We start from the raw sequence: 17,114 nt of genomic DNA on the forward strand, positions 1-17,114 counted from the left end.
ACAACCAAAAGTTCACCAGTGGAGGAGACTGACATGAACCTTACTCGCAGAACCCTGGGCAAATTAACGCTCGGGCTGATGGGCGCGGCGGCCTTCGCCGTGCCGTCCTTCGCCGCCGACATGCCGGCGCCCTTCGACAAGCCCGGCGACGTGAAGATCGCGCTCGTGCGCTACCTTTCGACCGGCGACTTCTTCCAGTCCTATCTCGCCGGCGTCGAGGCGCAGGCGAAAGCCATCGGCGTGGAGTTGCAGGTCTTCGACAGCCGCCAGGACGCGGCCCTCCAGGCCGACATGGTCGACCAGGCGATCGCGCTCGGCGTTCAGGGCATCATCATCCAGCACGGCCTGACGGAATCCATGAAGGAGGCCGCCCAGCGCGCGGTCGATGCCGGCATCAAGGTCGTCGCCTTCGACGTCAACGTCGAGAACGAGAAGATCCCGCAGATCGAGCAGTCCGACCGCGACCTCGCGCGCCTTGCCCTCGAACAGGCGATCAAGGACAATGGCGAGAGCTTCAAGGCGGGCTATGTCTACGTCGCCGGCATCGCGCCGCTCGACCGCCGCGACGAGACCTGGAAGGAATTCAAGGCGAAGTATCCGGGCATCAACGAGGCCGCCCAGTTCGGCACGATGGACAACCCGATCGCCAACTCGGTCGCCAACCAGGCCCGCTCGGTGATCTCCGCCAATCCCGACATCACCGTGATGTTCGCCCCCTATGACGAATTCGCCAAGGGCGTGAAGATCGCCGTCGACGAGGCGGGCCTCTCCTCCAGCGTGAAGATCTACTCGGCCGACATCTCGACCTCCGATATCGCCGCCATGCGCGAATCCGGCTCCGCCTGGGTCGCGACGGCCGCGACGAACCCGGCCGTGGTCGGCCAGGTCTCCGTCCGCTCGCTGGCCATGCTGCTCGCCGGCGAGGATCCCGGCAAGCAGGTCATCGTGCCGCCGACGCTGATCACCCAGCAGGACCTCAACGACCAGGACATCAAGAACATGGAGGAGCTCGGCGCCAAGCTGCCGCAGTTCGCCCATGCCGACGTCGCCATGCCGGCATGGATGCCGAAGCCGTGATTTTTCGGGCACGTTTTGGTTGCGGGAGGGCGGTCCACAAGGCCGCCCTTTCCGTTCGGCCCCAAGGTTGTCCCGGACCATTTAAAGGACTATATCTGGTCCAAAGGAGCCGTCGCGATGAAGCTTTCCGAACAGGTCCGGCCGATCAGCTACTTGAAGGCGCATGCGCCGGAGGTCGTCCGCTCTCTGGCGGAAACCCGCCGGCCCGTGGTGCTGACCGTGCATGGCGAGGCCAAGGCCGTGCTTCAGGACGTCGGCCAATATGAAGAAACCCAGGAGACCCTGGCCCTCCTCAAGGTCCTGGCCCTGACCAATCGCCAGGTGGACGAGGGCAAGGTGCGCCCGGCCGGCGAAGCCTTCACGCAGATCCGGCAGCGCCTCGCCGAACGCTGATGGGCTGGCGCGTTCTTCTCTCCGAGGACGCCGAACGGGATATCGAATACCTCTATCGCTTCATCGCCCGCCGCGACGGGGCGGAAACCGCCGAGCGCATTCTCGGCGAGATCGAGGCGGCCGCGATGAGCCTCGAAGAATTCCCGGAGCGCGGGAGCATCCCGAGGGAATTGGTATCCATCGGGATCGGCGACTATCGCGAGATCCATCACAAACCCTGGCGCATGATCTACCGTATCATGGGATCGGACGTCGTCATCTATTGTGTCGTCGACGGCCGCCGGGACATGCAGTCGTTTCTTGAGCGCCGGCTTCTTCGATAGGGTTTCGGGACGAGCCGCAAGCCGCTCCCTTTGTCTTCTCTTCGATAGCTCAGCGCATCGCGGCCGCGATATTGCCGCCGTCGACGGTGGTCACGTCGGCGGTCGTGCGTTCGGCGAGCGCGTGGTGCACGAAGGCGCGGGCGACGTCCTCGGCGGTCACTTCGAGGCCGAGCAGGTTGCCGCCCATATAGTCCTTGACGGAAAGGCCGCGGGCCGCGGCGCGGCTCTCGATCATCTCGTCGTTGAGCAGGCCCGAGCGGATGCGGTCGGCGTTGACGGCGTTGACGCGGATATGGTCGGCGCCGTGCTCCAGCGCGTATTGCCGCGACAGGAACAGCGTCGCGGCCTTCGGCAGGCCGTAGGCGCCGAATTTCGCACCCGGATTGACCGCCTGCTTGGAGGCGTTGAAGAGCAGCACGCCGCCGGTCTTCTGCGCCTTCATGATGCGCACGGCGTTCTGCGCGACGCTCTGGTGGGCGAAGAAGTTCAGTTCGAAGCTCTTGCGCAGCAACGCGTCGTCCATCGTGGCGATCGGGCTTTCCCATGCCGCGCCCGCATTGGAAACGACGATGTCGACGCCGCCGAAGGTGGCGACGGCCTGATCGAAGGCGGCGCGCACGCAGGCGGGATCGGTGATGTCGGCGGCGATGCCGATCGAATGGTTGCCGGCGGCCTTCGCCACCGCCGCCGCCTTCCCGCCGTCGAGGTCGAGCACGACGGCATGCGCGCCTTCCGCCACGAAGGCCTTGGCGATCGCCGCGCCGATGGCGCCCGCGCCGCCGGTGACGAGCACGACCTGGCCGGTGAACGGCTTCGGCCTGGCGCCCGCCAGCTTCGCCTGCTCCAGCGACCAGTATTCGAGGTCGAAGAGGTCCGGCCGGCTGACCGGCTCGAAGCGGCCGACGGATTCCGCGTCGCGCGCCGCCTCGATCCACATCTCGCCGACATCGACGGCGATCGTCGCGTCCTTGTAGGTGCGGCCATGGCCGAACATGCCGAGGCCGGGCACCAGCGTCAGGCGCGGCATCGGATCGAGCATGACGCGCCTGATGTCGTCGCGGGCGTCGTTGCTGCGGAAATAGTCGGTGTAGGCGGCCGCAAAGGCGGCGACCCTTTCGTCGATCACGGCGCGATAGCCGGCAAGGTCGTCCTTCGCCGGGGCCGGCAGCACCATCGGCCCCGTCTTGATGCGGATCGAGAGGTCGGGCGTCGAGACGCCGCGGGCGGCCATGTCCGCGACTTGCGCCGCGTTGACGAAATCCAGGATCGCCGGGGAGGCGCGGAAGACGCTGACCATGCGGTCGTAGCGCCCTTCGCCCCTGTCGACGGCGACGGCGCCGCGCAGCATCGGCGCGATGTCGCCGGGGTCGGCGAGCGCGGCGGGAAGCGCGGCCGGCGTGAACGGGTTGCGGCCGTTCCGCTTCACATGATCCTCGGCCAGGGTGACATGGTGGATCATCCGGTCATAGGCTTCCTTCGCCGTTTCGCCGAAGGTGAAGATGCCGTGCTTGTCGAGGATCAGGCCCTCGACCGTCGGGTCCCGGTCGAACACCTCGGCGGCCGCCTTGGCGAGGGCGAAGCCGGGCATGATATAGGGCACGAAGCCCATCCTCTTGCCGAAGAGTTCGGCGCACATGCTTGCGCTCTCCGCCTGGTCGGCGATGGCGAGGATGGCGGTCGAATGGGTGTGGTCGACGAATTTGTGCGGCAGGAAGGCGTGCAGCAGCGCCTCGACGGACGGGTTCGGCGCGCCGGGATCGATGAGGTTGGCGCGCAGCAGCGTCACCATGTCCTCGTCCGAGAGTTTTGGCAGCTTGCGGCTCTTCAGCAGCGGGCCGATCTTCACCGCGGGCAGGCCCGGCGGCTCGATCGTGCCCATGTCCCAGCCGCTGCCCTTGACGCAGAGCACGGCATGCACGTCGCCGACGAGGTCGGTCATCTCCGTCTTCACCGAGGTGTTGCCGCCGCCATGCAGCACGAGCCGGGGCTCGCCGCCGAGGAGCCGCGTCGTATAGGTGCGCAGCGCCAGGTCCCGGTTGACGCCCTTCGCGGCATAGCCGGCGACGACCTGTTCCGCCTCGTCGTCGCGCCAGAGATTTTCCATCGTGTTCAGCCTCCCGATAACCGGCCCGGCCGGCATCGGCGGACCGCACATTTTCCTGGCTCAGCGCCCGGCCTTGCCGAGCCCTTCGCGGTTCCAGCGGTCCAGCACCCGCCGTGCCATCGATGCCGTGACGATGAGATGCGAGGCGAAGCCGCCCTTCAGCGCCGCCATCAGCGGTTCGAACTTGCTGTCCTCCTGCACGACGAGCATGCGCTTGCGGATCGCGCGGATGGAGGCGAGGTCGGCGGAGATGCAGCGCCGGTTGTGCTCGCAGTCCATCCACTGGCCGTCGTGGTCGATGAGCTGGCCGGCGATGACGCCGGCCGCGCCCCGCTCGCCCATCGCATGCATGTCGGCGGCCGAGAGCGCGCCGCATTTGACGAGATGGCTGTCATCCTCGATGCCGCCGACGGAATAGAGCGCGAGCTGGCAGTCGGAAATCGTCGCGAGCTGTTCCCTGATGACCGGCTCGCCGCGCAGCTCCTCGGCCAGCCGCTCGGAGGACAGCACGAGCGGCGCATAGAAATTGATGCCCTCCGCATTGAGGCGGCGGGCGATTTCCGTGGTGCACTGGTCGGGACGATAGGAATAGGGCGCGCCGAGATTGCCGCAGAGCTGCACGACGGTGACGCCGCTGAGATCGGCGAAGGGCATGACATCGGCGATGTGATAGACGGTGCGGCCCCAGGCGACGCCGATCCGGTCGCCCTTGTTGATGAGTTCGAGGAAGACCGAGGCGGCGACGACGGGCATTTCGGCGGCCGGGTCCATGGCCTGCCGGTCCTCCGGCACCAGCCAGGCCGTCGTCAGCCCCGTGGCGTCCTCCAGCTCGCGGGCGAGAACGTCGTCGGAAAAGAGGTCCGTCGAGGTGGTGATGGTGACGATGCCCATCTCGCGCGCCTTGCGCAGATACATGGCGATGGAGGCGCGGGAGATTTCCAGCTTCTGCGCCACTTCATCCTGCCGCAGCCCATGCGTATAATAGAGCCAGGCGGCCTTGTGGATGATCTGGTCGTTGGCGCGAATGGGCATAAAGGGTCTCTCGCGAAGGGATTTTGACATTATTCATTGTCGCTGACAAAAGTCAATGCGCTGGAATCGTGCTGCCCCGAAGCCTCGCGACCATCCGTTTTCCTTCACGCGAATACAGCGGAAGGGCATCGGCCGCTTCCGCTGTCCGCGTCTTCCATGAGAGGCGCGCGCCGCGCGTCCTATGCGTTGGTGCCGCCGTCGATGACGTGTTCGGCGCCCGTCACGAAGCGGGCCTCTGGCCCTGCCAGCCAGATGGCGAATGCCGCTATGTCGTCCGGGCTGCCGAAGCGCGGGATCGCCATCGTCGCGCGCTGCGTGTCCGCCGTCTCGCCTGTCGCCGGGTTCATGTCCGTATCGGTGGAGCCCGGGTGGATGATGTTGGCGGTGATCCCCCTTGGCCCGAGGTCGCGGGCGATGCCGCGCGTGAAGCCCGACAGCGCCGCCTTGCTCAGCGCATAGAGGCTGATGCCCGGCCAGGGCACGCGCTGCGCCAGGTTGCTGCCGATGGTGATGATCCGGCCGCCATCGGGCATGTGGGCGATGGCTTGCCGGGTGGCGACGAAGACGGCGCGCACATTGACGTCGATCGTGCGGTCGAAATCCTCCAGCGTCAGGTCGGAGAGCGGCGCGGCATGGAAGATGCCGGCATTGTTGACGAGGATGTCGATGCGGCCCTCGGCCTTCGCCGTTGCGTCGACGGCCGCCGCGAGGGCCGCGGCGTCGCGATTGTCGGCCTTGATGGCAACGGCCCTGCCGCCGGCGGCCTCGATGGCCGCAACGGTGGCCGCGGCCGCGGCCTCCGCGCTGGCATAGGTGAGGGTGACGCGCGCGCCTTCCCGCGCCAGCCGCCGGGCGATCGCCGCGCCCATGCCCCTGCTGCCGCCGGTGACGAGGGCGGTTTTTCCGTCGAGATTTGCCATGTCCTGCCTTTCTGTATTGATCGATACATAACTACTGGCCGTCTTGCCGAAGCGCGTCAAGTGATTTATTTATCGAGCGATACAGAAAAGGAGACTGAGAAATGGCGCCACGTGGCCGACCCCGGGCGTTCGACAGGGACGCGGCCCTGCGCAAGGCCATGGAGGTCTTCTGGGCGAAGGGGTACGAGCGCGCCTCGCTCGCGGACCTCACCGAGGCGATGGGCATCAACGCGCCCAGCCTCTATGCGGCGTTCACCAGCAAGGAAGCGCTGTTCCAGGAGGCGCTGACGCTCTATTCCGCAACGGAAGGCTGCGACATCTGGGAAGGCGTGCCGGCCGCCCCGACCGCGCGAGCCGCCTGTGCGCACCTGCTGCGCGCCACCGCAGAGGCCTTCGCGGGTGACGAAAAGCGCCGCGGCTGCCTGGTCGTGCTGTCCGCGCCGCAGACGGAAGGGTCCAGTCCCTCCATATGCGACGCGCTGAAACACCACCGCGCGGCGACCACGGCCGTGCTGCGGGAGCGCCTGCGGCGGGCGGTCGCGGAGGGCGATCTCCCCGCGACGGCCGATGTCGAGGCCATCACGGCCTATGTCGTCACCGTGCAGCACGGCCTCTCCATCCAGGCGCGCGACGGCGCGTCCCGCGAGACGCTGCTGGCCATCGCCGGCTGCGCCATGGCGGGCTGGGAAAACCTCGTGTCCGTCGCCCACCCGCCGGCGGCGTAGTTGTCAGCGAAGCAGTTTCAGGGAACCCGTCAGGGACTTGATCCATCGGCCTTCGCCGACGAGCCCGAGCCCGTCGATGGTCTCCTCGCCGAGATCGCGCCCGGGGAACGTCGCCTCGTAGTCGGCATAGCTGTGCAGTGCGCGCGCGAAGGACGGGAAGGCGACGATGACGCGGCCGTCCTGCCGCGGCAGCGCCTTGGCCAGCAGCGCGCCGATCGTCCGGCTGTCCGCCTGCAGCACCGGCACGGGCCTGTCGGCGCTGATGTCGATCGTCGCCTGCCGGCGGTCGGTGAGCTGGCGGGCGCCGAGCGCCGGCATGGCTGCCCCCATGCCGATCGAGACGGCCGCGATCGTATTGGCGAGATGGCCCGGCGGCAGGTCGGGATTGACGATGATGGCGAGGCGGACGTCCTGGAGCATGATGGCCTTTCTCCTGTATTGCGGTGCCGGCAAGACTACAGGGGGAAGGCGGGCAGGTTCTTTCTGATCTTGCTGGAAAGGTCGAAAGAAAGGTAGGATCTGCCCATTATAGCAAATATAGAGGCAGGACATGCCGGATACGCTCGCCGCATCGGATGTGAGGATCCTGAAGGCGCTTCAGGAGAACGGGCGCTTGAGCAACCAGGCGCTTTCGGGCGCGGTGGGCATGTCCGCCTCGCCGTGCTGGCGGCGGGTGCGGCAGCTGGAGGACGAGGGGATCATCCAGCGCTACATGGCGGTGCTGGGCCGGCGGGAGATCGGCCTCGGGGTCCTCGCCTTCATCCGCGTCAAGATCGACAGCCACACCGAGGCGGAGGCGGAGGCCTTTGCCAGCGAGGTGATGAAGCTCGATTGCGTCGTCGCCTGCTACAGCATCGCGGGGGATGCGGATTTCCTGCTGCAGGTCGTCTCGCAGGATCTCGACACCTATTCCGACTTCGCCATGCGCGTCGTGCGGCGGCTGCCGGGCATCAAGGAGATGCAGACCACCTTCGTCCTCAAGGAGATCAAGCCCTTCAGCGGCCTGCCCTTGCCTGCCGAGAGCGCCCGCCGCGGCCGGTAAGGTTTTCTCTGGGCGTCAGTCGCGGTCGCCCGTGCCGTATTCCAGCGCCTGCTTCAGGTGCTGGCGCAGCAGGGCCTCGGCCCAGTCGAGGTCGCCGTTTTCCACCGCATCGAGAATGGCGAGGTGCTCGCGGCAGGACTGCTCGATGCGTTCGGCCGGCAGCTCGAAGAAGGCGGCCGATTCCTGCATGCGGCGCAGGTTGTTCTGGTGGCGGATCGCGTCGGTGAGGAACCGGTTGCCGGAAAAGCCGGCAAGGTTCTCGTGGAAGAAGGCGTTGACGCGGAACCACTCGTCGCTGCCCGAGCGGCTGGCGGGATCGCCGAGGATGCGCTCGTGCGCGCGGCGGATCTGCGCGGCGATCTCCCTGTCCACCTTGAAATGCGGCGTGCGCAGCGCCGAACATTCGACGATGGCGCGGAACTCGTAGCTCTCCCGATAGGCGTCGTCGCCGACCAGCGTATCGACGAAGCGCCAGCCATGGCCGGGCAGGCGCTGCGCCAGCCCCTCGGCGGCGAAGCGCATCAGGAGCTTGCGCACGGTGCCGCGCGACACGCCGTAGCGCGGCATGAGCTCGGCCTCCGACACGTCCTGCGGCAGGGCGCCCTGTGCCCGCTCGCGCAGCATGCGCCGGTAGAGGTCCTCGATCGGCGAGACCGGCAGGATTTCGGCAAGGTCGAGCGTCGAGACGTCGCGCGCGACGCGCAGGCCCCGTTTCTCCATCGGCTGCAGCACGCCCTTTTCCACGAGCAGGTCGAGCGCGCCCGCTATCGGCGAGCGCGACACGCCGAAGAGCCGCGCCAGCTCGGGCGCCGAAATGCGGGTGCCGACCGTCAGGTCCGCATCGCGGATCCGGTCGATGATCCGGCGGGCCAGATCGAGCTGCAGGGTGCTGGGGCCGTCCGCCGGCTCGGCGTCCGAAAGGTCCGTATCGTCCATGGGTCCCTCATGTTCATTTGCATTATAGCGCGAACACAACGCAATGCGACCCGATAAATTTCCAAAATTAGTGCTTTTCATATCTATAAAATGCATTAAGCTGCGATCAAAGACGGAACCGAGGCAGCGGCATATGGCAGAGATCACCCCTTTCCCTCTCATCGAGATCAGCGGCCCGCCGCGCGAGCGTGGCCGCCTGTACGGCGAGAAGGCGCGTGAGCGCATCCGCCTCTCGGCCGGCCTCTACACCAGCCAGCTCCACAAGCTCGGCTTCGACGACGCCAATATCGAGCGCCTCGTCGCCGCCTTCCTGCCGCGCATCCGCGACTGGGCGCCGGACCTGGTGACGGAGATGGAGGGCATCGCCGAAGGGGCGGGCACCGGCCTCTCGGCCATCGTTCTCGTCAATGCACGCACCGAGGTGCTGCAGCTTGCAAGGCTGGAGGCGGGCATTGCCGACGAGGAGCCGGACGGCTGCACCGGCGCCGTGCTGCTGCCGGAGGTGACGCGCGACGGCACGGTCATCCACGGCCAGAACTGGGACTGGCGCGCCGAATGCGCCGATACCTCTGTCGTGCTGCGCATCCTGCGCGACGACGGGCCCAACATCCTGACCTTCACCGAGGCCGGCGGCCTTGCCCGCAGCGGCTTCAACGCCGCCGGCATCACGATCACCGCCAACTATCTCGAAAGCGACCGCGATTACCGCGAGATGGGCATTCCGCTGCCCTTCATCCGCCGCCGGGCGCTGGAGGCGCGGCATTTCGCGATGGCGCTGCGCGTCGTCGCCATCACGCCGAAATCCGGTTCCAACAACATGATGCTGAGCACCGCCGAGGGCTATGCGGTCGATCTCGAATGCGCGCCGGACGAGGCCTTCCCGATCTACCCGCAGGACGGCATGATCGTGCATGCCAACCACTGGCAGAGCGCCGTCGCCCTTTCCAAGCTGAAGGAAACCGGCCTTGCCAATGTGCCCGACAGCCTCTACCGCGATCACCGCGTCCTGACGGTCCTGCGGGAAAGCGGCGGCAAGCTCGGCGTCGAGGATTTGAAGCGCGCCTTCTTCGACGATTTCGCCGCGCCCTTCTGCGTCTGCCGCGCGCCGCTCGCCAAGGAGGGCGGCAATCTCTCGGCGACGGTGGCGATGATCCTCTGCGAGCCGGCGAAGGGCGTCATGGAGATCGCCCCGCTGCCGGCGATCAACCGCACCTTCACGCGCTATGAGCTGGCCATGGACGGCGACGCCTTCGCCCGCGCGGCCGGCGCCGACGATGAAACGCTCGGCAGGGGGAAACGATGGTCCGCTTCCTCCTGACCCGCATCGCCACGGCGATCCCCACGCTGTTCCTCGTCTCCGTCACCGTCTTCGCGCTGATGCGGGCGATCCCCGGCGATCCGGCGGCGCTGATGCTGGGCGACCTCGCCCAGCCCGGCCAGCTGGAGGCGCTGCGCGCCGAGATGGGCCTCGACCAGCCGATCGTCGTGCAATATCTCTACTGGCTCGGCGACGTGCTGACCGGCGATTTCGGCCGGTCGATCGCGACGCGACAGCCGGTGCTGCCGCTGATGCTGGACCGCTTCTCCGTCTCGGCCACCATCGTCCTCGTCGCCGTCTTCTTCGCGACGCTGATCGCGGTGCCGGCCGGCATGTTCGCGGCCTGGCGGCAGAACCGCGCCGGCGACATCGCCGTCATCGCCACCTCGACGCTGCTGCTCTCCATCCCCAGCTTCTGGCTCGGGCTGATGCTGCTCTTGATCTTCGGCCTGCAGCTCGGCTGGCTGCCGGTGGTCGGCTACGTGCCGTTCAGCCGCGATTTCGGCAGCGCGCTGCTCTATATCATCCTGCCCGTCGTGACGCTGGTCCTGGTGGAATCCGGTTCGATCACCCGCATGGCGCGGGCGAGCACCATCGAGGTGGCGCGGCTGGAATACATCACCCATGCGCGGGCCAAGGGGCTTTCGGAGGCGACCGTCATGTGGCGCCATGCCTTCAAGAACGCCTTCGCCCCCACCCTGACGCTGATCGGCCTCGTGCTCGGCAGCCTGCTCGCCAACATCGCCGTCATCGAGACCGTCTTCACCATTCCCGGCCTCGGCCGCCTGCTGGTGGATGGCATCTATGCCCGCGACTATCCCGTCGTGCAGGGCTGCATGCTGTTCACCGCCTTCCTCTACGTGGTGGTCAACCTGCTGGTCGATCTCCTCTATCCGCTTCTCGATCCAAGGGTGACGGCATGATCGCGCGGGCATTCGGCCTTCCGGCACTGCGTTTCAACGGCCTGATCGGCATCCTCGTCGTCGGCCTCCTCCTCCTCGTCGCGGTCTTCGGCCCGTGGCTCGCGCCCTACGATCCCCTGAAGCTCGATCTCATGGCCCGTCTCCAGGGCCCGTCCGCGGCGCACCTGCTCGGTGCCGACGAGTTCGGCCGCGATCTCCTCAGCCGGCTGATCCACGGCGCGCGCACCAGCGCCTGGATCGCCTTCGCCACCGTGGTCTTCGCCATCGTCTTCGGCACGGTCGTCGGCGTGCTCGCCGGCTTCCTGCGCGGCTGGACAGACCGCATCCTGATGATGGTCAACGACGCGCTGCTCGCCTTTCCCGGCCTGCTGCTCGCGCTCGGCTTCATGGCGGTGTTCGGCGCCAGCCGCAACGGCATCATCGTGGCGCTCGGCATCGCCTACATGCCCGTCGCCGTGCGCGTGGTGCGCGGCACGGTGCTGTCGATCCGCGAGCGGGAATTCGTCGAGGCCTCGCGGGTGATCGGCAACAGCGGCATCGTCACCATGCTGCGCCATGTGCTGCCCAACTGTCTCGCGCCGATCATGGTGCTGGCGACGACGATGTTCGGCTGGGTCGTGCTGTCGGAAAGCGCGCTCTCCTTCCTCGGCCTCGGCGTGCCGCCGCCAGCGCCGAGCTGGGGCAACATGCTCTCCACCGGCCGCCCCTACATCAACCAGGCGCCGCACATCATCATCCTGCCCGGCCTGTGCATCTCCATCACGCTGCTCGGCGTGAACCTGCTCGGCGATGCGGTGCGCGACTGGCTCGACCCCAAGATGCAGGATTGATCCCATGGCTGGCATCGAGAATGTGCTTTCCGTCGAAAACCTCTCCGTCCGCATGGGGCAGGCCGGCCTCACCGTGGTCGACGGCCTCGACTTCTCCCTGCCGGCCGGCGAGATGCTGGCGCTGGTCGGCGAATCCGGCTCCGGCAAGACCATGGCCGCTCGCTCCGTGCTCGGCCTCCTGCCGCCGCCCTTCGTGGCGACGCCGGAAAGCCGCATCCGCTTCAGGGGCACCGACCTCGTCAGCGCGCCGCCGGAGACGCTGCGGCAGATCCGCGGCGCCGGTATCGGCATGGTGTTCCAGGAGCCGATGGTCTCGCTCAACCCCGCCATGACCATCGGCCGGCAGATGGCCGAGGGGCTGGCGCTGCACAGGAAGCTCGGCAAGGCCGAGATCCGCGACATGAGCCTTGCCATGCTGGAGCGCATCCGCATCCAGGATCCGGCGCGCTGCCTTGCCGCCTTCCCGCACGAATTCTCCGGCGGCATGCGCCAGCGCATCATGCTCGCCTCCGTCATGCTGCTGAAGCCGGCGCTGCTGATCGCCGACGAGCCGACGACGGCGCTCGACACGCTGATCCAGCGCGACGTGCTCGACCTGATGGTGGAGCTGACGCAGGAGAACAACACCGCGGTCCTCCTGATCAGCCATGACCTCGGCATGGTCGCGCACTATGTCCGCAACGTCGTCGTCATGCACAAGGGCAGGGCGGTGGAGCAGGGCGACAGCCGGGCGGTGCTGCACGCCCCGAAACACGATTACACCCGGCGCCTCGTCGACGCCCTGCCGCGCCGCAGCGCCGGCGGCAGCCGGTCGGGGGGCGCGCCGGCCGAGCCGCTGATCGAACTGAAGGACGTGGTCATCGACTATCCCGGCCGCGCACGGCTCTTCGGCCGGGCGGCGGGCAAGCGCGCCGTGCACGGCGTCGATCTTGCCATCAACCGCGGCGAGACGCTGGCGCTGGTCGGCGCCTCCGGCTCCGGCAAGACGACGCTCGGCCGGGCGATCGTCGGGCTGGTGACGCCTTCCGGCGGCACGATGGCCTTCCGCGGCGCGCCGCTCGCCTACCGGCGCGATGCCGGCGGCCGGGCGCTGCGCCAGGCGATCCAGATCGTCTTCCAGGATCCCTATTCCTCGCTCGACCCGCGCCAGCGCATCGCCGGCATCGTCGGCGAACCCTTGAAGCTCGATCCGGCGCTGGACCGGGCGCGGCGGCAGGCGCGGGTGGCGGAGGTCTTCGCCGAGGTCGGGCTTGCGCCGGAACTTGCCGACCGCTTCCCGCACCAGCTTTCGGGCGGCCAGCGCCAGCGCGTGGCGATCGCCCGCGCCATCGTCAGCCGCCCCGCCTTCGTCGTCGCCGACGAACCCGTCTCCGCGCTCGACATGACCGTGCAGAAGCAGATCCTCAAGCTCTTCCGCGATCTTCAGGCCCGCTACGGTTTTGCCTGCCTGTTCGTCTCGCACGATCTCGGCGCGGTGGAGCAGGTGGCCGACCGGGTGGCGGTGATGGAGAACGGCCGCATCGTCGAGACCGGCACGCGCGACGACGTCTTCGACCGGCCGCAGCACGCCTATACCCGCCGCCTGCTCGACGCCGCTATGCTGCTCGACCGCACCTTCGCGGGCGCGGACGGCGCCGGTGGTCCCCGCCTCCTGTCGGGTGCGGCGGGCTCATAGATTTTCGATACGGAGAGGAGACCATCCATGCGCAATGTCAGCGGTCACGGCCGGAAACTGTCCTACTACGATTTCGGCCACACGACCGTCTATGCCTCGCGACTCGACCCGCGTTTCCCCTATTGCGCCTATGTGCCCGACGACTACGAGGAGGACGGCGGGAAGACCTATCCGCTCGCCGTCATCGTGCACGGCACGGAGCGCGGCATGCAGGCCTATCGCGATGCCTTCGCCGATTTCGCCGAGGCCAACGGCGTCATCGTGCTGTGCCCGCTGTTTCCCGCGAACATCTGCTTTCCGGGCGATCTCTCCTCCTACAAGATGCTGCGGGACGGCGACCTGCACTATGACGCCGTCATGCTCGATATGATCGCCGAGATGCAGGAAAAGTACCGCATCGCGGGCGACCGGGTGATGATGTACGGCTTTTCCGGCGGCGGGCATTTCACCCACCGGTTCCTCTACCTCCATCCCGAGCGCCTGCTCGCCGCCTCGATCGGCGCGCCCGGCGTCGTGACGCTGCTCGATTTCGACCACGATTTCTGGGTCGGCCTGCGCGATTTCGAGAAGGTCTTCGGCAAGCCGGTCGATCTCGACGCAATCCGCAAGGTCGCCGTGCAGATGGTGATCGGCGGCGACGACCGGGAGACCTGGGAGATCACCATCACGCCCGACGACGCCTGGTACATGCCCGGCGCCGACCTTGCCGGCGCCAACCGCAACGACCGCATGCGCGCGCTGAAGAAGAGCTTCGAGCAGCACGGCATTGCCGTGCGTCACGACATCGTGCCGGGCATCACCCATGACGACCGCCAGCTCATAAGCAAGGTCAAGGACTTCTTTGCAGAAACGCTGGGCGCAATCCGCGAGCGCTCCTGACGATAACGAAGCGGGGAACGATCGGAGATCACCATGAAACGCACATTCCTGATTTCGACGGCGCTGGCCGCGGGCCTGCTGCTCGGCGCCTCGGCCGAGGCGGCAACGCTGAACATCCGCATCAACGCCGATATCCGCGGCACGGAAGGCATCGACCGCGACGCCAATACCGACACCGTGCTGCATCACATCTTCGAGACGCTGGTCGGCTTCCGCGCCGATCTCAGCATCGGCCCGGCGCTCGCCGAGAGCTGGACGGTGTCGGAGGACGGCAGGGCCTACACCTTCATCCTCCGCGAGGGCGCGACCTTCCACAACGGCGATCCCGTCACGTCGGCGGATGTCAAATGGAACTGGGACCACCGCGTCGCGGCCGGCGCAGAATGGTTCTGCAACGGCTTCTTCGACGGTTCGCAGGGCCTGAAGGTCGAGGCGCTGGAAACGCCCGATCCGCGCACCGTCGTCTTCCGCATCAACGAGCCGAACGCGCTCTTCCTCGCCCAGCTCGCCAACATCCAGTGCAACGGCTGGGTCGCCAGCCCCAAGAATGCCGGGCCGGACGGCAAGTGGATCGACGGCAGCGCGATCGGCAGCGGCTCCTTCAAATTGAAGGAATGGGTGAAGAGCCAGTACATCACGCTGGAGAAATACGACGGCTACACGCCGCCGAAGGAGAAGGCGAGCGGCTATGCCGGCGACCGCACGGCGCTGGTCGACGAAGCGAAATTCCTGATCATCCCCGACACGTCGGCCGCCGAGACCGCGCTCTTCGCCGGCGAGATCGACGTGCTGCCGAACTTCGAATCCCAGCGCATCGAGGATGCAAAGGGGCGCGGCCTGAAGGTGATGACGACGCCGGGCCTTTCCCTGACGCCGCTCTTGATCCAGACGACCGACCCGCTGATGTCGAACGTCAAGCTGCGCCAGGCGATCGCCCATGCCATTGATTTCAAGCAGATCGCCGCCGCCCGCACGGCCGGCCTGTCGGAGTTCAATCCCTCCGGCGTGCCGCAGGCAAGCGCCTTCTTCGATGAGGATTTCCTGAAATGGCCGGAATACGACCCGGAGGCCGCCAAGGCGCTTTTGGCTGAAGCCGGCTACAAGGGCGAAGTGATAAAAATCCAGACCAACACCCGCTACCAGGGCATGTATGAGAACAGCATCCTGGTGCAGGCCATGCTGGCCGGCGCCGGCATCAATGCCGAGCTGGAAGTGCTGGACTGGGCCGCGCAGCTCGACAATTACCTCGCCGGCAAGTTCCAGATGCAGTCCTTCGGCTATTCCGCCCGCCTCGATCCCTCGCAGTTCTACGGCGTCATCATCGGCGACAAGAAGGCCGAGCCGACGGCACAGTGGGACAATCCCGAGGCCTGGCAGCTCTACCTGAAATCGACCAAGACGACGGATTTCGAGACGCGCAAGGCCGTCTTCAAGGACATCCACGCGCTGATGGCGAAAGACCTGCCGATCTTCGGCCTCTACTACGAGCCCGTCGTCGCGGCGGTCGGCGCCAGGATCGAAGGCTTCGAGGTCTGGGCCGCCGACAAGGAACGGGCCTGGGGCGTGAAGAAGGACTGATCCCGCCCGTCGGGCGAGGGCGGCAATCCCGGAGCAGGTCCGGCGGAAGGGCGCGGCGGTTTTGCATCCGGACCTGCGGCGACGCGCTCCATGCACCGCCTTCGCCCGTCCTTCCCTTGCGTCTGGGCGCTTTCGGCGCCCCGACGGCCGTGTCCTGTCTGGAGGAAACCATGCGTACCGAAGATCTTCCCGTCATCGATTGCCCGAAGGCGCCGCTTGCCCGCGGGCGGGCGCATGGCGAGGCGCTGCGCGGCACGATCGCGGGCAAGGTCGAGCGCTGGCAGGCGGCGATCGGCAAGGCCTATGGCCGGCCGGCGGCGGCCTTCCTGCCGGTCTTCCTGTCGGTGACGGATTTTCGCACGGCGATCGCCGCCCGTGTGCCGGACCTCCTGGAGGAGGTGCGCGGCATTGCCGAGGGCGCCGGCATTTCTAAGGAGACGGCCTATGCCCTCCAGCTGATGGACGAGGAATGGTGGTTCGGCGGCTTCGACGGCGAGGGCCATTGCAGCAGCCTTGCCGTCGCGCCGGTGGCGGGGCGCGGCACGCTCGTCGGCCAGACCATGGACCTGCCGCGCTGGCACGATGGCGCGCAGGCCGTGCTGCGGCTCGATGACGGCGGCAGCGAAACGCTGGTCTACACCTCCGCCGGCCTGATCGGCCTGATGGGCGTCTCCGGCCACGGCCTCGGCATCTGCGTCAACACGCTCGCCCAGCTCGCCTACAGCCCGCGCGGGCTTCCCGTCTCCTTCGCCATGCGCGGCGCGCTGGCGCAGGAGAACGCGGCCGCGGCCGCGGACTTCCTTTCCCGCGTGCCGCATGCCTCCGGCCAGACCTACCAGATCGGCGACCGACACGGCATCCGCACGCTCGAATGCGCGGCGGGCGGCGTGACCGAGATCGCCATTGCCGGCGGCCTCTCGCTCCACACCAACCATCCGCTCGCCAACACGCGCGCTGCGCCGAACGCGCGGCTGGAGGGCAGCGGCGATTCGCGGACCCGCCTTCGCAGCCTGCACACCGATTTCTCGCGCGGGCCGGCGGATATCGAGACCGCCAAGCGCGCCCTCGCGGCCCGGCGCAAGGGCGGCGCGGTGTCCATCGTGCCCAAGGGGCCGCCCCGCCCCGACACCAAGCTCGGCCTCCTGCGGCAGATGACGATCGGCGCCGTCGTCTACGAGATCGGCGAGACGGTATCGCTCTGCGTTGCAGCCGGGCCGCCGAGCGCCGAAGGATGGCGGCAGATGGCGGTGCGCTGAGGCGCGTCACCGCATGCCGCGAGGCCGCGCGTCTCCCCTCCCGAGGGGCCACGCCCCGGTTCCTTCCGGTCGCGAAGGGCGGCGTTGCCCCGCCACCCGCGCG

General features: G+C 67.6%; 17 protein-coding genes. 12 read left to right on the forward strand and 5 right to left on the reverse strand.

The window, feature by feature from the left end:
- The first annotated feature begins 33 nt into the window (after positions 1-33).
- The 3 genes from MUU56_RS20230 to MUU56_RS20240 all read left to right on the forward strand — a co-directional run bounded on the left by MUU56_RS20230 (position 34) and on the right by MUU56_RS20240 (position 1,793).
- Positions 34-1,077 carry a substrate-binding domain-containing protein gene (locus MUU56_RS20230; RefSeq protein WP_244769087.1) on the forward strand — a complete coding sequence of 348 codons (1,044 nt, stop codon included), beginning with the start codon at positions 34-36 and terminating at the stop codon, positions 1,075-1,077.
- A gap of 117 nt (positions 1,078-1,194) precedes the next feature.
- Positions 1,195-1,470: a type II toxin-antitoxin system Phd/YefM family antitoxin gene (locus tag MUU56_RS20235; RefSeq protein ID WP_244769088.1), complete on the forward strand. Its 276-nt coding sequence runs from the start codon at positions 1,195-1,197 to the stop codon at positions 1,468-1,470.
- Entirely contained in the window at positions 1,470-1,793 is a 324-nt protein-coding gene (locus tag MUU56_RS20240; protein WP_244769089.1) for a type II toxin-antitoxin system RelE/ParE family toxin, read from the forward strand. Before MUU56_RS20235 ends, MUU56_RS20240 begins: the two co-directional genes overlap by 1 nt.
- A 49-nt stretch (positions 1,794-1,842) precedes the next feature.
- On the opposite strand, the gene MUU56_RS20245 is transcribed toward MUU56_RS20240, so the two are convergent.
- The 3 genes from MUU56_RS20245 to MUU56_RS20255 all read right to left on the reverse strand — a co-directional run bounded on the left by MUU56_RS20245 (position 1,843) and on the right by MUU56_RS20255 (position 5,849).
- Positions 1,843-3,897 (reverse strand): bifunctional aldolase/short-chain dehydrogenase, encoded by a 2,055-nt coding sequence (locus MUU56_RS20245; protein WP_244769090.1) that lies wholly within the window; start codon positions 3,895-3,897, stop codon positions 1,843-1,845.
- A gap of 60 nt (positions 3,898-3,957) precedes the next feature.
- Positions 3,958-4,929: a sugar-binding transcriptional regulator gene (locus MUU56_RS20250; protein WP_064329097.1), complete on the reverse strand. Its 972-nt coding sequence runs from the start codon at positions 4,927-4,929 to the stop codon at positions 3,958-3,960.
- Between the two features lie 179 nt (positions 4,930-5,108).
- Complete coding sequence (locus MUU56_RS20255) at positions 5,109-5,849, reverse strand: SDR family NAD(P)-dependent oxidoreductase (protein WP_244769091.1); 741 nt, start codon at positions 5,847-5,849, stop codon at positions 5,109-5,111.
- Between the two features lie 101 nt (positions 5,850-5,950).
- Between MUU56_RS20255 and MUU56_RS20260 the strand changes: the two genes are divergently transcribed.
- Positions 5,951-6,574, forward strand: a complete 624-nt coding sequence (locus tag MUU56_RS20260; protein ID WP_244769092.1) for a TetR/AcrR family transcriptional regulator — start codon at positions 5,951-5,953, stop codon at positions 6,572-6,574.
- A gap of 3 nt (positions 6,575-6,577) precedes the next feature.
- Here the strand turns inward: MUU56_RS20260 and MUU56_RS20265 are convergent, their stop codons facing one another.
- Complete coding sequence (locus MUU56_RS20265) at positions 6,578-6,994, reverse strand: DUF2000 domain-containing protein (protein WP_244769093.1); 417 nt, start codon at positions 6,992-6,994, stop codon at positions 6,578-6,580.
- A gap of 130 nt (positions 6,995-7,124) precedes the next feature.
- Here MUU56_RS20265 and MUU56_RS20270 point away from each other — a divergent pair, with 130 nt between their 5' ends.
- Positions 7,125-7,616, forward strand: coding sequence for an Lrp/AsnC family transcriptional regulator (locus MUU56_RS20270; RefSeq protein WP_244769094.1), 492 nt, complete (start codon positions 7,125-7,127; stop codon positions 7,614-7,616).
- Positions 7,617-7,631: 15 nt separating this feature from the next.
- On the opposite strand, the gene MUU56_RS20275 is transcribed toward MUU56_RS20270, so the two are convergent.
- Positions 7,632-8,552: a GntR family transcriptional regulator gene (locus tag MUU56_RS20275; protein ID WP_244769095.1), complete on the reverse strand. Its 921-nt coding sequence runs from the start codon at positions 8,550-8,552 to the stop codon at positions 7,632-7,634.
- 133 nt (positions 8,553-8,685) lie between these two features.
- On the opposite strand from MUU56_RS20275, the gene MUU56_RS20280 reads away from it, so the two are divergent.
- From MUU56_RS20280 to MUU56_RS20310, 7 genes are all read left to right on the forward strand, one after another.
- A complete protein-coding gene (locus tag MUU56_RS20280; RefSeq protein WP_244769096.1) occupies positions 8,686-9,870 on the forward strand; it encodes a C45 family autoproteolytic acyltransferase/hydrolase in 1,185 nt (394 codons plus the stop codon).
- The gene (locus MUU56_RS20285; RefSeq protein ID WP_244769097.1) at positions 9,852-10,793 is read left to right on the forward strand and encodes an ABC transporter permease; all 942 of its coding nucleotides are present in this window, start codon (positions 9,852-9,854) and stop codon (positions 10,791-10,793) included. Before MUU56_RS20280 ends, MUU56_RS20285 begins: the two co-directional genes overlap by 19 nt.
- Positions 10,790-11,623 (forward strand): ABC transporter permease, encoded by an 834-nt coding sequence (locus MUU56_RS20290; RefSeq protein WP_244769098.1) that lies wholly within the window; start codon positions 10,790-10,792, stop codon positions 11,621-11,623. The genes MUU56_RS20285 and MUU56_RS20290 overlap by 4 nt, the downstream gene beginning before the upstream one ends.
- A gap of 4 nt (positions 11,624-11,627) precedes the next feature.
- Complete coding sequence (locus MUU56_RS20295) at positions 11,628-13,298, forward strand: ABC transporter ATP-binding protein (RefSeq protein WP_244769099.1); 1,671 nt, start codon at positions 11,628-11,630, stop codon at positions 13,296-13,298.
- 27 nt (positions 13,299-13,325) lie between these two features.
- Positions 13,326-14,177, forward strand: coding sequence for an alpha/beta hydrolase (locus tag MUU56_RS20300; protein WP_244769100.1), 852 nt, complete (start codon positions 13,326-13,328; stop codon positions 14,175-14,177).
- A gap of 33 nt (positions 14,178-14,210) precedes the next feature.
- Positions 14,211-15,755 (forward strand): ABC transporter substrate-binding protein, encoded by a 1,545-nt coding sequence (locus MUU56_RS20305; RefSeq protein ID WP_244769101.1) that lies wholly within the window; start codon positions 14,211-14,213, stop codon positions 15,753-15,755.
- Positions 15,756-15,925: 170 nt separating this feature from the next.
- Entirely contained in the window at positions 15,926-17,011 is a 1,086-nt protein-coding gene (locus tag MUU56_RS20310; RefSeq protein WP_244769102.1) for a C45 family autoproteolytic acyltransferase/hydrolase, read from the forward strand.
- The last annotated feature ends 103 nt before the right edge of the window (positions 17,012-17,114 follow it).

Source organism: Shinella yambaruensis, from assembly GCF_022899355.1.
Lineage (GTDB): Bacteria > Pseudomonadota > Alphaproteobacteria > Rhizobiales > Rhizobiaceae > Shinella > Shinella yambaruensis.